General features: G+C 42.2%; 12 protein-coding genes. 6 read left to right on the forward strand and 6 right to left on the reverse strand.

The genetic code is table 11. The features are described 5' to 3' along the window. Positions 1-3 precede the first annotated feature (3 nt). The 3 genes from QEP07_RS03870 to QEP07_RS03880 all read left to right on the forward strand — a co-directional run bounded on the left by QEP07_RS03870 (position 4) and on the right by QEP07_RS03880 (position 5338). Positions 4-1857 (forward strand): DUF2075 domain-containing protein, encoded by a 1854-nt coding sequence (locus QEP07_RS03870; protein ID WP_285008611.1) that lies wholly within the window; start codon positions 4-6, stop codon positions 1855-1857. Positions 1858-2400: 543 nt separating this feature from the next. Continuing rightward, the gene (locus QEP07_RS03875; protein ID WP_285008612.1) at positions 2401-4257 is read left to right on the forward strand and encodes a Piwi domain-containing protein; all 1857 of its coding nucleotides are present in this window, start codon (positions 2401-2403) and stop codon (positions 4255-4257) included. 1 nt (position 4258) lies between these two features. Beyond that, entirely contained in the window at positions 4259-5338 is a 1080-nt protein-coding gene (locus tag QEP07_RS03880; protein ID WP_285008613.1) for an SIR2 family protein, read from the forward strand. Between the two features lie 209 nt (positions 5339-5547). On the opposite strand, the gene QEP07_RS03885 is transcribed toward QEP07_RS03880, so the two are convergent. The 5 genes from QEP07_RS03885 to mnmE form a co-directional block, all read right to left on the reverse strand. After that, entirely contained in the window at positions 5548-6879 is a 1332-nt protein-coding gene (locus tag QEP07_RS03885) for a hypothetical protein (RefSeq protein WP_285008614.1), read from the reverse strand. 1 nt (position 6880) lies between these two features. Next, a complete protein-coding gene (locus QEP07_RS03890) occupies positions 6881-7915 on the reverse strand; it encodes a hypothetical protein (protein ID WP_285008615.1) in 1035 nt (344 codons plus the stop codon). A 309-nt stretch (positions 7916-8224) separates the two neighbouring features. After that, the gene (locus QEP07_RS16535) at positions 8225-8404 is read right to left on the reverse strand and encodes a hypothetical protein (RefSeq protein WP_350223375.1); all 180 of its coding nucleotides are present in this window, start codon (positions 8402-8404) and stop codon (positions 8225-8227) included. A 154-nt stretch (positions 8405-8558) separates the two neighbouring features. Next, positions 8559-8858 carry a hypothetical protein gene (locus tag QEP07_RS03900; RefSeq protein ID WP_285008616.1) on the reverse strand — a complete coding sequence of 100 codons (300 nt, stop codon included), beginning with the start codon at positions 8856-8858 and terminating at the stop codon, positions 8559-8561. 160 nt (positions 8859-9018) lie between these two features. Further along, complete coding sequence (gene mnmE, locus QEP07_RS03905; protein WP_285008617.1) at positions 9019-10386, reverse strand: tRNA uridine-5-carboxymethylaminomethyl(34) synthesis GTPase MnmE; 1368 nt, start codon at positions 10384-10386, stop codon at positions 9019-9021. Between the two features lie 50 nt (positions 10387-10436). On the opposite strand from mnmE, the gene QEP07_RS03910 reads away from it, so the two are divergent. Then, the gene (locus tag QEP07_RS03910; protein WP_285008618.1) at positions 10437-11570 is read left to right on the forward strand and encodes an AI-2E family transporter; all 1134 of its coding nucleotides are present in this window, start codon (positions 10437-10439) and stop codon (positions 11568-11570) included. A gap of 9 nt (positions 11571-11579) precedes the next feature. Here the strand turns inward: QEP07_RS03910 and argS are convergent, their stop codons facing one another. After that, on the reverse strand, positions 11580-13346 hold the full coding sequence (gene argS / locus QEP07_RS03915) for an arginine--tRNA ligase (protein WP_285008619.1): 1767 nt from the start codon (positions 13344-13346) through the stop codon (positions 11580-11582). Positions 13347-13394: 48 nt separating this feature from the next. Here argS and QEP07_RS03920 point away from each other — a divergent pair, with 48 nt between their 5' ends. Continuing rightward, positions 13395-14837: an arginine deiminase family protein gene (locus QEP07_RS03920; RefSeq protein ID WP_285008620.1), complete on the forward strand. Its 1443-nt coding sequence runs from the start codon at positions 13395-13397 to the stop codon at positions 14835-14837. Between the two features lie 2 nt (positions 14838-14839). After that, a complete protein-coding gene (gene ctlX / locus QEP07_RS03925) occupies positions 14840-15760 on the forward strand; it encodes a citrulline utilization hydrolase CtlX (RefSeq protein ID WP_285008621.1) in 921 nt (306 codons plus the stop codon). Positions 15761-15778 lie beyond the last annotated feature (18 nt).

A 15778-nucleotide genomic window follows, 5' to 3' on the forward strand; every position in this document is an offset into this window, starting at 1 on the left:
TACATGATTGTTTACCAGGCAACAAAAGCAAGCTTCTCCGACGACGTACTTAATGATCGAATTGAAACGAAAATACATAGTTTCTTTAAGCAAAACCTAAATCGTAAAACCGGCCTGCAGGAAGTGCTCTCCTGGAAGAACTCAATGCAGTATATGGACAGGGTCTTAAATGATCCGGCTATCCCAGACACCTGCGGCGTGTCTATAGAGTTTCAGATTCCTCAAACGTCGAATAGAATAGATTTCATCTTGACCGGAAGAGGCGTTGATGAAAAAGAGTATGCTGTTATTATTGAGCTTAAACAGTGGTCTGAGGCAACTTTATCCACCAAAGACGCTGTAGTAAATTCCTTTGTCGGAGGACGAATAAGAGAATGCACACATCCTTCTTATCAAGCCTGGTCTTACTGCGCTTTGCTCGAAAATTTCAATGAGACCATAGAAAAAGACGACATTCAAGTTAAGCCCTGCGCCTATCTGCACAACTATGAGTCGGATGACGTTATTGCAAACCAGCATTATCTACCTCATATTGAAAAAGCGCCTTTATTTTTAAAAGGGGAAGCCATTAAACTACGTGATTTCATCAAGCAATATGTGAAATATGGTGACGACCGTAAGATCATGTATAGAATCGATCAGGGTAGAATCCGGCCTTCAAAAATGTTGGCAGACAGCATGGTCGCTTTGCTCAACGGGAAGCCTGAGTTTGTGATGATTGACGATCAAAAGGTGATTTACGAGACCGTACTCCAACTGTCAGCGAAAGCCAGCATAAATCAGAAAGAAGTACTCATTGTTAAGGGAGGACCTGGAACAGGTAAATCTGTCGTCGCCGTGAATCTTCTTGTAGAATTAACTAACAGGGGGCTTTTAACAAAATATGTTTCTAAAAATGCCGCCCCTCGGGCAGTGTATGAGAGCAAATTGACCGGCTCATTGAAGAAGAGTGTGATATCAAATTTATTCGGCGGATCTAGTGCCTATATTGAAAGTAAAGCCAACCAGTTTGATACCCTTATTGTAGATGAAGCGCACCGGCTGAATGAAAAGTCTGGTTTGTACGCAAATCTGGGAACCAATCAAATAAAGGAAATTATTAATGCGTCCCAGTGCAGCGTCTTTTTTCTGGATGAGGACCAAAGAATTCATCTAAAAGATATCGGTTCGATCAACGAAATACGCAAATGGGCTGATTTTGCAGGAGCAAATGTGGAGGAAATGGAGTTGAGTTCACAATTCCGTTGTGGAGGATCTGACGGGTATATTGCCTGGTTAGACCATGTGCTTCAGTTAAGAGAGACAGCAAACCAAACTCTAGCAGGCACCGGTTATGAATTCAAAGTTTTTGACTCCCCGATAGCGCTTAGAAATGCGATCCTGGAAAAAAACCTGATAAATAACAAAGCAAGAATGGTGGCTGGTTACTGCTGGGACTGGAAAAGTAAGAACAATCCGGCGGTTGATGATGTGATTATCCCTGAATTCGATTTTAGCATGAAGTGGAACTTAGCGAGTGACGGAAGCCTATGGATCATTAGTCCGCAATCAGTTCATGAAATTGGCTGCATACATACGTGCCAGGGACTTGAAGTTGATTACATCGGCGTTATTATCGGTGATGACTTAATTGTACGAAACGGCGAGGTGATTACCAATCCAAACAAACGTTCTAAAAACGACTCATCCATTCGTGGCTATAAGAAATTATTGGCGCAAGATCCCATTGATGGAGCAAAGACGCTTGATATGATAATTAAAAATACGTATCGGACTCTTATGACCAGGGGAATGAAAGGCTGTTATATTTTTTGCACTGATAAGGAGACTTTGGAGTATTTTCAGAGTATTATTTAACATCAAACTTTAGCAGGATATTATTTCTCCTGTAACTATGCGCCGGTACAAAGGGTGTTCAACCAACAACCAGCTGCCAAGCACTTGGTTGCGATGATACCCAAGCTATTGAAAATCAACGTAATAAAAAGAATAACATACGGTGCACTTACGGTAGTATGCTGTCAAGGTGAATATTCGGACATTTCACTAAGAGCGTTTGGGTAAAGGTGTTGGCTACCACAAGGACCATTTTAAGGGAGGCAATGGATATAAGGCTCGAAGATATTATTAGTGTTCCACTCTTTTCACCCGACAATTTCTGAGTTACAGAAGCATTTTCCGAACTATTTTTGAAATCGCAAAATTTCGCTCCGTTACGTATTTGTTCTGGTTTCATTGCGTAAACTATACTGCATTGATTCCTTTTCGCCAAACTAAAATGCTCACTTATTCTCATACGGATTCCCGTAAAAACTTATTCGAAAATTAAGATTATATTAGACCTAATGAATGATCTCTTAAAGCCAACTATAATTGATGAGGAATATTCTACTTAATTTTTTGAAATTCGAAAATCAGGATTTCGGCACCACTGTGTTTAGAAAAGAGGCAGAAGCTGGAGTTTTTAAGGACGGATTTAGTTATTATGATTTCGAGGTTGACGGAAGAAATGTTAAATATGAAATTTCTGATAAAGCACTCGTAGGTTATAGTTCTTTTACGCTACCGTCATATCTGAACGTTGGATTGGTCTCTAAAAAACTCTACGAAAAAATTATAGATGCCTCGAATCACGTTAACGGTAGGTTCATATTACATCCAGAAAAAGAATATAATCGCCGCATCCATTTTGAAATTGAGCCACACCCAAAAGGTCGAAAGTGCGTTTGGGTGGAGCCTTATTTTCTAAAGAGCAAGCAGGTATGGGGCCTATTAATTGGATTCCAATTTATTGTAAGCCAAAATGTATTAAGTGGCGGATATAAAGTCGATAGAGATATTCAAATTGCAAGCGGTTCATTAAATGCTCGTGGATTAAGCAATCTGGACTTTTATCTCTTCAAGTATAATCATATAACGACTTTCATAAAAAACATCTTACCAGACATAAATTTAAATTTGAATAATGCGATCAACAGTTCCCTATTTTCAGTTGAATCATACTTGTTAGACGCTAAACAGTACATATTTAATGACAACAGGATTGATAATAGTTCATATTTTGGCTTATCTAAATACGCACCTTTACAAACCGTATCAAAAGAAACCAAATTTTATTTTATATACCGAAAATCAGATCGTAGCATAGCTGTGAATTTACTAAAGGGCCTAAGAGGTGAATCACATCCTAATACTTTTAGCGGAATTCAAAAATTCTTCAAAATACCTTTTACCAATGATCATATAAAAGGGTTTGCTTTAGACGATTATGACGAGCCTAATATTTCAAAAATAGTTGAGGATATAAAAGCTGAAATAAATAACGTTTTACCTGTAATTATAACAAATTCTAAAAAAGAAGATAGTGATGATAAATTATATTTTTCTATAAAACATCGTTTCACAAATGAGGGCATACCTTGTCAGGTTGTAACCAAGGATTTGATTATCAATGATAATGCGCTAAAGTTTTCATTGGGAAATATTGCATTGCAGATGTTTGCTAAAGCCGGCGGAATTCCCTGGAAAATGAAACCAGCTACTACTGAATATCTTATTATAGGAATTGGTCAATCATATAATATAGAGACTACAGAGGATGGAAATAAGGTTGAGAAAAACATTACTTATTCGGTGCTAACTGATTCTAGTGGGATATTTAAAGATCTACAGGTTCTGAGTGAAGGGGTAACTACCGATGATTCTTATTACACGCAACTTGTAAACAACATTGCTGGTATTATAAATAATGGGAAGTATAAAAAGATAGCAGTTCATACGCCTTTCAGATTGAGTAAAGATAAGGTATTAGATAAAGTTGTTAAACTGATCGATCACAATATAGAGTTATCAGTTTTGGTTATTAACGATAAAACAGATTTTTTTGGATTTGATGCATCAAACAATGGATTAGTGCCTTTTGAGAGCACTTTTATTAAGTTGTCTGGTCAAGAATATCTAGTGTGGTTTGAGGGCATTCAGCCGTCCAATCCTAAAATCACCAAGAGATTCGGCAATCCTCTTTCAATAAAATTTTGGTACACAAATAACCCCCAATCCTTTCAAGATATTGATTATAAAGAGTCCTTGCTTCAAGATTGTATCAATTTATCCGGTGCGAATTGGCGTGGATTTAAGGCAAAACAGTTGCCTGTATCTGTCTTTTATTGCCAACGAATTTCTGAATTTATCAGCAAGTTCAGACAATATGAATTAAGCCACATCGATATAAACAATTTAAAACCTTGGTTCTTGTAATATGAATAAGCAATTCGGAGAGGACAAAATTATAATCCTATTGGGTGCCGGGGCGAGCTGTGACGCAGGTATGCGTAATTCAACCCAAATGATAACAGACATTGAATCCCTATTAAAAGGAGAATGGTCAAGTTTTAAGGATTTATACAACTATATACAAAGTTCCCACTATCATCTGGAGAGAATCAAAGGTGTCGATTCAAAATCGATAATGTTCAACATAGAGAATTTAGTAGGATTGCTTAATGTTATCATAAATATTTCTGAAAAAAAGGTCGATGTATATCCTTTTATTGGGAGTTGGGAAAAGGAATTACTTGTTGTCGCGGGCCAAAAACTTGAATTGGCGGTAAAATTTAAAGAGGAGATTTTAAGTAAGTTAAAGAATACATGGCTTAGCCCTGATGACTTTAAAAGAAAGAGCGCTTATTATAAGAAGTTAAAAGAAACTGGATATACTATGCCATTGCGTATCTTCTCGTTAAATTATGATATGTGTGTTGAGGAAAATCTTGGAATGGAAAATATCGAACGGGGTTTTGGAGAGGATAAAATTTGGGACTATCGAAGATATGAACCCGCTCAAGAGCAAGAGATAAGCTATTTCCTTTATAAATTACATGGCTCTTTGGATTGGAAAAGAAATACTCAAAACAGGCTGACCTATTCGGATTCTATTTCTTCAATAAATCCTTTAAATATGGAAATCATATTTGGTGTGCAAAACAAGCTCCAATCGTATGATCCATATTTATTCTATTTCTATGCATTTCGTGAAGCGTGCATAAGGTCTGAGCTTATTGTTATAAGTGGGTACGGATTTTACGATCAGCATATCAATGATAATTTATCAAGTGCAATCGAACTTGATTCCAATAAAAGGATTTTAGTGAATGTTTACGAGGGTGACAGTTTTGATCAGGACCCTTACATAAATAATTTAAGTGCTTTGCTAAAAATAGATACAGGGAACATAATTGTTCAAAATTGCTCTGCCCAAGAGTTTTTTAATAATTGTTTAAATCTGGAATATTTTTCGTCATTGTTTCCAGATGACGATAGCGACAATATTTTACCCTAAATTCTAGGACGAACTGTGCCAGTTACAAACCGACGCCGCTCAGAGCTCAGAGCCTTCTGTCGCCAGACTAATGTATAATTGTTAGGATGCCGTCCCCAATTGTGAATTAGCATCGCGCATTTCTTACTAACGCTTTTTTGAATACCTACTAATCGCTTCTTCTACGACCAAGTTAGCGTTTGGTTTATTATCCTGTTACATTATAGCTATTAGCCATTACCATATCCTAGCTTTTCATACATAGAAGAAGCTATGTTCCGTACTTTATCTTTCTTCCCTTCAATTGTGAATTTTATGAGGTTTATTACATCCTTATTTTTTAGTTCTAAAGATATTCTTTCCAATAACCCCTTACTGAATAAATTTAGCCACCTTTCTGATGGAGCGTATTGAGTAAGTTTATAGAGTAGCCTTTCATCAGACGCTAAACATTCTTTAAAGAAATATACCCATCGATCATGGGAGACATTTTTGAGCATGGAGTTTACGTTTGCTTGAGCAGCGTTTGACACTCCGTACGCATTACCTAACCTAACAGATATTATTGCCGTCATGCATACAGGAAAAGCCGGGATTGGAATGGTGCTCCCCATCTTATATAAAGTGTTGACCGGAGCAGGTTCATTATAAAAATTGTTCAAACCGTTGTGTGCCACTAGAATTTCATTCGCAACCTTGATAAATGATGACGACCGTAAGTCTTCTGGCACAAAATCAAAACCTTTGACCTTTAATAAGACCTGTCTCAATCCACTAGAAGCTTTTGTTTTCCCATCAATAAATAATTCCGAATAACTTCTCCCTACTTGATACTTTTCAGGATGTTGTAGCCCATCCCATATTTTTGGAATTATGAGATTTGCATTTGCTAAGGTGTTTTCTAATTGTGCCCCGCTATTTGTTTTGATTAGAGACAGCAAAATCCTAATTGTTGTTCTGTGAAAGAAATAAGGACTTTGAATCAATTTAAATAAGTAAGGACTTTCTTCAGTAAAGGTTATTTGCTCTAATTCTTCCCTAAAATTTTTGAAATCAATAGCGGCTTCGATCTTGCTGTAACCAAGTACTCCTTGAATGCAAGACCTAATTATGGTTTTTGTTTCTTCTTCAGTTAGATCATTTTCAGGATCATCTTCTAATTCAGGTTGACTAAAATGAGAAACAGTTTCCATAGCCTTTTTTAATCGAAAGGCTGACGTACCACTAATTACTCCAAGTTCCTCCGCTAATCTTATTGCTTCGAATTCGGAGATTGCTTGCTGAAGATTCGTATGTTCGTTAATATCAGGCCTATCCAACATCTCAGCAATAAATGAAATCCCCATCTTCCCTAACTGATTTCTTAAGGAATTTATTGACTTTGTCCATATGTAACTGGAAACCATCTCATATGACTCGTCATTGAAAGCTTTAATTATTTGATTTTGGTCCCGTTGTGATAATTGCTGACCATAATTGACCAATTCCGATATTTCATTAACTTTTTTCGGCAATACAACTAATTCCGAACTTTTCCATAAAACTACTGATGTTGTTTCCATTTTAATTGACTTCTATATTCCCGTCTTGTGATTGTAGATAAGCCGATTCAATTCCAGAACCGATTAAATCAGTTAATGTTATAAAAGTTCTACTTCTTGCCCCTCCGGAGGTAGCCGTTTTCATAACCTTAGCGGGGTGTTTTACAAACACATTATATGCAACCACAGAACCGTTATTTTTAAACACAGTTATACCATCACTTTGCATCATTCCCGATATAAGTGAGAACTGGCCCTCCAATACAGAATTAGCTTGAAGGTCGTTTTTTTCCAATAGATCACTGATTGTTTTTACGACATTGATTGTTTTTGGAAGAATAATTCCATCTGATAGCTTTTTAGGCAGCTCTTTCTTATTTGAATTTATTACACACGCCAAAGTGCCGTGACCTTTTTGCAAGACTTCCAAAAAAATCTTCTGGTAGAAATTTCTAGCTTGCTCCTTTATATCTTCGTTGACATTTTTCAAGATTGCATCAATAAATTTATCCTGAATCTTAATTGGTGATTTGGCAGAACCATCGTGACTACCGAAGCTTATTATGAGAGAATCAGCAGTCACGCCCTTAACTTCAATTAGCCTATCAGCAACTTGATGAATCAAAATCGCCTTCAGTTCATCCGTTCCCGCGTCAATCAATGTTTGAGAAATAGATACGGATAGTATAGTTGATCCAGCTTTAAAAACGCCATATTGAAATGTGGTGACTTTTCTAAGTATATAAATAGCCCAGCCCCCCTCTGTCAGAGGCGCGCATTTCTTTAAAGCAGTCAACATTGTCTCTTTGGTTTTCCCACCCTCTCCAATCGTACAAAACTGCGACAATGGTAGTACTTTCTTAATTAATTCAATCTCGTCAAAAATATAAATCTCAGGATAAAGTGATTTCCCTTCTTCCTTGTAATAAACCAACTGGCTAATTAATTCTACAAGGCCGTCTTGGGTTATCAGGCAGTTCATGTTTTCTTGGCTTAAGAATGTAACTGACTCGCCAAGTAGAATAGATCTAATCGATACAGACTTAGTAGCTTTCATTTTGAGAGAATTATTCGATGGTAAGGCTATCTTTTTTTACTTGCTTTCTCGCATCAATTGTAAAGTTAAAATTATTATTGACAATTGTAATTAATAGTTTATTGTAACCTAAATAATCACTGAACGATGCCGTAGGCCGCTAAATAGAATTGTCCTGAAATATACCTGGCCCTGGCTATTGGAGGGGAACATTCGAAGTAATGAAGCACAAGACTATCCGCAAATATTGAACTAACGAAGTTGAAACATTGTTTCGAGTCACAAGGGTATGGTTAACCAAATTATGTAGTCGTCTTTATGCCGTAGCTCCTACTTCCCAATACAAAACTTACTAAAAATATTCTCCAGCAAATCATCAGTCGTCACTTGCCCTGTAATCTCTCCAAGATAATGCAATGCTTGTTTAATATCCATTGCCAGGAAGTCTGAGGTAACGGGATTGACTAGTCCTTCTGATACGCTATCTAAGGCTGCTTTGGTGCGTTGCAGGGCTTCTACGTGCGTATATTGGTGACCATGGTTTGGTCGGTGCTTAGTTTATCGCCGATGGCGTTTTCGTACAGCAGTTGCTTTAGTTCTTCGATATGTATTTTTTCTTTGGCGGAGACGGCTAGAAATGCGATGTCTGAAGGCAGATCGAGGTCTACAGGCTTGAATTCTGATAGATCGGATTTGTTAGGGCCTTGTTGACCAAGTCAACATTAGCCTTTGCCACATGATGATTTTTAGCCAAGGTACTCCATCCATTTAAAGCATCTTTCGTTTGATCGATAGTCTCCTTTACAAAGCTTTTGGACAGTTTAGCATCCGAACCAAGCTTAATTAAATCCGTAATTTTTGGATTGCGACCTTCGCCCATTACCATGGTGCTCTGCTCGCCGTTCGGGCCGCTGGAAAAGGTAAGATCATAAGCCGGGGTACGTTGAATACGGCCAGGCGGCACATTTGCTCGACCTCCCTGATGTCTTTAGTTAAGGCTCCTGTGAGGTTCAGTAAGTCTTCGTAATCCAGAGATGGATTCTGAGATCACAATGCAACGAACCGTTAACTAACATCATGGTAATAGTTGTACTAACTTTATGCCTATTACTAATACTATAGTATCACTTCCCGATACAAAACTTACTAAAAATATTCTCCAGCAAATCGTCAGTGGTAACCTGCCCAGTAATCTCTCCAAGGTAGTGCAGTGCCTGCTTAATATCCATTGCCAGGAAATCTGAGGTAACGGGGTTGACTAGTCCTTCTGATACGCTGTCTAGTGCGGCTTTAGTGCGTTGCAGGGCTTCTACGTGGCGTATATTGGTGACCATGGTTTGGTCTGTGGATAGTTTGTCGCCGATGGCGTTTTCGTACAGGAGTTGCTTTAGTTCTTCGATATGTATTTTTTCTTTGGCGGAGACCGACAAGAAGGCAATATCTGAAGGCAGGTCGAGGTTCACCGGCTTAAATGCTGATAGGTCGGATTTGTTGGCGATGGCCAGGAAGGGTACGCCGGGTTTATACAGGCGCAGGATGTCTTCGCGGATTTCGGCCTGGGTAAGTTCAGCGGCGTCAAAGAGGTAGACGAGCAGGGCGGTCTGACTGATCTTCTGCATGGTTTTTTCTACGCCTATGGCTTCTATGGTGTCTGTGGCTTCGCGTATTCCGGCGGTATCGATAAGCCTGAAGTTGATGCCGTTGATATTGAGCAGTTCTTCTATGGTGTCTCTGGTGGTACCGGCAATATCGCTCACGATGGCCCGCTCTTCGTTGAGCAGGGCGTTGAGCAGGGTTGATTTTCCGGCGTTTGGTCGGCCCGCGATTACCGTATTGATTCCTGTCTTGATCACATTCCCCAGTTCAAAGGAGCGGATGAGTTTGTTGAGCACGACGGTGATCTTGCTGATGAGTTCCTGCAGCTGGTCGCGATTGGCAAATTCTACGTCTTCTTCTGCAAAGTCGAGCTCCAGTTCTATCATGGAAGCGAAATGGATAAGTTGTTCGCGCAGTTCGTTGAGTTCGTTACTGAACCCTCCCCTCAACTGGTTCATGGCTACCTGGTGGGCGGCTTCGGAATCTGATGAGATAAGATCGGCAACGGCCTCTGCCTGAGACAGATCTAATCCCCCATTTAAAAAGGCTCTTAAGGTAAATTCGCCGGGCTTGGCGGCAGCGGCGCCGTGGCGGATCAGGAGACTGATGATCTGTTGTATGATATAATTGGATCCGTGGCAGGAGATTTCGACGACGTTTTCTTTGGTGTATGATTTCGGGGCGATGAACAGGCCCACCACGACTTCATCGATCACGGTATCGCCGTCTTTGATCAGTCCGAAATGCAGGGTGTGCGAGGCTTGTTTGCTGAGGTCTTTCCCGGCAAATACTTTGTTGACGATTGAAACGGCTTCTTTTCCGGATAGTCGGATGACGCCTATGGCGCCTGCGCCGGGCGGGGTTGATAAAGCGACGATGGTTTCATTTGTGATCATTGTACAAAACTAGACAAACATTTTATACCTTGTAGTGTTAAGATTGCATCATGTCAAATTTACCGCTTACCGTTCGCCGCTCCATTGAGCTTTTAGGGATTGTGTTGTTGGGTTATATCCTGGTACTGGGAAATGACATCATCATGCCTATTATCATGGCATTTTTTATCAGCATCGTCTTGTTGCCGGTGTACCGCTACCTGAGGAAGATCAGAATGCCGGAGGCGCTGGCGATCATTTTGCCGATACTCCTGCTGGCCATATTTCTGGCTGGGATCATTTGGTTCTTCTCTGCCCAGGTGGGCATTTTGGTAAAGGATTTTCCGCAGATTAAGGAGAACGTGGCCATTCACCTGAATGCTTTAAGCGAATGGATCAGCAGGATCAGTGATTTTTCGACAAAGGAGCAGATCAAGTTTATTAATGATAAGAGCAACGACCTGCTTGGTATGGCCGGAAAGGCTGCGAGCAGTACGGCGGTGACCTTAAGCTCGATCTTTGTTTTTGTGGGTTTGCTGCCGATATACATTTACCTGATGCTGTTCTATAAGGACTTGTTGCTGAGGTTTGTGTTCATGTGGTTTAATGAGGCGCATCACCCGAAGGTTAAGGAGGCGGTGTATGAAACGGAAGCGATTATTAAAAATTACCTGGTGGGTTTGCTGATCCAGGTGACGTATATGACGATTTTGCTGGGTGGTATTTTAATGCTGGTGGGGATTAAGCATGCGCTCCTGATCGGTGTGATTTTCGCGGTGCTGAACCTGATTCCTTATGTGGGGGCATTGATCGGAAACCTGATCGGGGTATTGCTTACGCTGACCTCTTCTACGGAGCTGTGGCCGGTGATTACCGTTTTGCTGGTTATTGCCGGGGTGCAGTTTCTGGACAATAATATCTTGATGCCGAGAATAGTGGGCTCTAAGGTGAAGATCAATGCTTTATTTGCCATTCTGGGGGTGATTGTAGGCGGCAGCATTGCCGGGGTTTCAGGAATGTTTCTGTCTATGCCTGTGATCGCTGTGCTGAAGGTGATCTTCGACCGTACGCAGATGTTTAAGCAATGGGGCGTATTGCTGGGCGATGAGCGCCCGGCCAAAAGTCCGATGGTTTCGAGACAGCAGCGGCAGAAGGAGGATGTATCAACCAAACCTGGCGTGGAAAAGACGAAGGAGAAGGACTAAGCCTATCCCCTACATTCTTTCTGGCACTTCTATGCCGAGCAGGCGCATACCTCTTTTGAGTATGCTGGCGGTAACCGCGCAGAGGTTTAACCTGAACTGCTTTATATCGTTGTCTTCTTCTTTAATGATCGGCGGTACTTCGTGATAGAATTTATTGAACAGCTTGGCTACTTCGTAGAGATAGTTGGCCAGTGTAGCAGGGCTATGTGCCGCAGCTGCTTCCTGTAATTCGGCCGGGTACTTAGCCAATAACATCACCATATCGCGTTCTGAGGCGTTGATGGCTGCTTCCACAGGGCTGTTTTCTACGTATGCTGCCTTAGCCAGCAGGGAGCGGATTCTTGCGTGGGTGTATTGGATAAAGGGACCGGTGTTCCCCTGGAAGTCGATAGACTCCTTAGGATCGAACAGCAGGCGCTTTTTGGGTTCAACCTTCAGCAGGAAATATTTTAAGGCGCCCATACCGATGTTGTAGTAGAGGTTGGCTTTTTCAGCTTCGTCGAAATCGTTGGTTTTACCCAATACTTCTGTTTTGATTCTGGCGGTCTCGACCATCTCTTCGATCAGATCGTCGGCGTCTACCACTGTTCCTTCCCTGGATTTCATTTTACCGCTGGGGAGGTCGACCATCCCATAGGATAAGTGATACAGTCCTTTGGCCCAGCTTTTACCTAGTTTCTCAAGAATGAGGAACAAGACCTTGAAGTGGTAGTCCTGCTCATTGCCTACTACATAGATAGACTCCTCCGTACCGAAATCGTCATATTTCATCTGCGCGGTTCCCAGATCCTGGGTGATATACACAGAGGTGCCGTCGGCACGGAGCACAAGCTTCTCGTCGAGTCCGTCGGCCGTCAGGTCAATCCAAACCGAACCATCAGGTTTCTTAAAGAACACGCCTTTGGCAAGCCCCTCTTCTACCGTGTCTTTACCCAGCAGATAGGTATTGCTTTCGTAATAATATTTGTCGAAATCGACCCCCAGTTTGTTATAGGTAATGCCAAAGCCTTGATACACCCAGCCGTTCATGGTCTCCCACAGACTGATCACCCCGGCATCGCCGGATTCCCAGAGCTGGAGCATCTTCTGCGCTTCTTTGATCAGCGGTGCATTCTTCTTGGCTTCTTCTTCTGTCTGCCCCGCGGCTTTCAGTTCGTCGATCTGCTTCTTGTATTCTTTATCGAACACCACATAGTACTTCCCTACCAGGTGGTCGCCCTTCATTCCGGTACTTTCGGGCGTTTCGCCGTTCCCCCACTTCTGCCAGGCGAGCATCGACTTGCAGATATGGATGCCGCGGTCGTTCACCAGGTTCACTTTAGTAACTTCGCATCCCACAGCTTTAAGCAGTTCTGCCACGGAATAACCAAGCAGGTTATTCCTGACATGCCCCAGGTGGAGTGGTTTGTTGGTGTTGGGTGAGGAATATTCTACCATCACTTTACGGCCGTTGGAGGGGAAGGTACCGAAGTCGGGCTGTAAGAGTGCTGTATTGAACAGGTTAACCCAGAATGCATCGGAGATACTCAGGTTTAGAAAGCCTTTTACGACATTGAAGCCGGTGACTTCTTCCAGCTTTTCGACGAGGTAATTGCCCAGGTCTTGTGCGGTTTGCTCGGGCGATTTTTTGGAATGGCGGACTATAGGGAACACGACAATGGTGACCTGTCCTTCAAATTCTTTTCTTGTATCTTGTATATTGATGACACTACGGGGTACTTCTTCCTGGTATAGATGCTTGATTCCCTCTACTGCAGCGCTGATGATAAATTCCATGGTCAAAAGTACATAAATTGAGTAGATTTGCCATAACTAGAACTTATTATGATCGAGCAAAACCAAAATTTTCGTGTAAGCGTAAGCACCGAGATCGGCAGGCTGCGTAAGCTTCTGATCCATAGTCCGGATAGCGGCCTAGGAAAAGTTGTACCATCAAAGGCTCAGGACTGGCTTTTTGAGGATATTGTACACCTGGATACCATCCGGCGGCATGAATACGACTACTATGTTAAACTTTTGATGTATTTCCTTGATCCGGATAAGATTAAAGGGAAGTTGAAAAATATTGATTCGGAGGAAGCAAACCGTGGCTTTTATAAGCCGGACCACGCGTATTTCCATAACTCTTCTTCGGTGATCGAAATTCAGAATTTGCTGGCGGATATTCTGGCAGACGACTCGATCCGCAAAAAGCTGGTGGCTTCGGTGTGTGCGATTGAGGGCTGTACGTACCGCCTTCAGCAGCAGATGATTGATACGGATCCTAAGGAGCTTGCGAAGATTTTTATTTCGGGGAGCCTGGACGATGAGCATATGATCTTTGCGCCGATCCCTAACCTGATATTTACGCGTGATGTGGGCATTACGATCAATAAGCATATCCTGCTCAACAAGCCGGCAAAGAAAGCGCGCAGCAGGGAGACTTTACTGATGCGTTATGTGTTTTTTAATCACCCTGTTTTTGAGGCTTATCGCGACAATATTCTGGAGATACCTGATACAGCGCAGCATTTTCTGCGTCCGGGTGAGGAAGAGGATCACCGCACCACACTTGAAGGTGGCGATGTGATGATGGTGAGCCCGAATCATGTGTTGATTGGCTGCAGTGAGCGAACCTCGGCTTATGGTGCCAATGAAGCGATCAAGCTGTTGTTTGATAACAACGTGGTGGAGAAGGTGACGGTGATCAAGATCCCTAACAAGCGGGATTTTATGCATATAGACACGGTGTTTACGCAAGTGAAACGTAATGTATGGACGCTGCTGAGTACGATATTCCGGAATCAGCAAAGCTCGGATGAGGAACCGATCAGGTATCTGCTGGAGCCGGACAACCGGGATGCGACGGAGATTAAACAGTTTGTGAAGGGACAAAAGTTGCCGATCAGCTTTGAGAATATTGAGGCGCTGCTGGACGACATCAGTCAGAATGATCTGAAAAGCGATGCGCCTACCAGGTTTATTTACAGTGGCAACGGTGCCTTCCCTTACGATGCGCGGGAGCAGTGGACGGACTCCTGTAATTTGCTTGCCATAAAAGAGGGTGTGGTGCTGGGGTACGACCGGAACGACAAAACTGTTGAGGCCTTTAAAAGCAATGGTTTTGCGGTGGTGAAAGTTCAGGATTTGCTGCAGGAGTTGGAAAACGGAACGAAAAATGTGGATGAGATTACGGATACGTTGATCCTGATGCCTTCCGCCGAACTTTCGAGGGCGCGCGGTGGTTTCCATTGTATGAGTCTTCCTATTCTTAGAGATACGATATAGTTATGCAGACAACCCGTAATATTTTGATGATCCGTCCGGTAAACTTCCGGTTTAACGAACAGACTGCTGAAAACAACAAGTTTCAGAAAGCCTCTGATTTGAAGGATCAGGTGCACGAGCAGGCGCTTAAGGAATTTGATCAGTTCGTTGAGGTATTGAGAAGCAACGGTGTAAATGTCACAGTGATCGATGACACGCCGCAGCCGGAAACGCCCGACTCAATATTTCCAAACAATTGGGTCTCTTTCCATGATGATGGCACGGTATATCTATACCCGATGTTCTCGGTAAACCGCAGGAATGAGCGACGGGGCGATGTGATTTCGCAGTTGGGTACGCGTTTCAGGATTGGGGATATTGGCGACCTCTCGGCCTACGAAAAGAAAGAGATGTTTTTGGAAGGTACAGGCAGCATGGTGCTGGACCGCGATCATAAAATTGCATATGCCTGCCTGTCTTTACGTACCAACGAGGCTGTACTTCATGAATTTTGTGTGCAGTCTGGATACACTGCGGTTGTTTTCAGTGCTTTGGATGCCGGCGGATTCCCGATTTACCACACAAACGTGATGATGTGCGTTGGTGATACCTTCGCTGTGATATGTCTGGAGGCGATACCCGACCCGGCACAGCGGGCCTTAGTGGCTCAGCGGTTGCGGGATACTGGTAAAGCGCTGATCGAGATCGATTTCCAGCAAATGGGCAGCTTTGCGGGAAACATGCTGCAGGTAAGGAATGAAGCAGGTGAATCTTTACTGGTTATGTCTGAACAGGCTTTTAAATCGCTAAGCCAAGACCAGGTATCTGTGCTTGAACAGCATGCCAGGATCGTTTATTCGCCTTTATATACCATTGAACAAAACGGTGGCGGAAGCGCGCGCTGCATGCTTGCGGAGATACATCTTCCCTTAGCTGAGCGCTAGCATTTTTGACATTAAAAA

The organism is Pedobacter faecalis (assembly GCF_030182585.1).
Lineage (GTDB): Bacteria > Bacteroidota > Bacteroidia > Sphingobacteriales > Sphingobacteriaceae > Pedobacter > Pedobacter faecalis.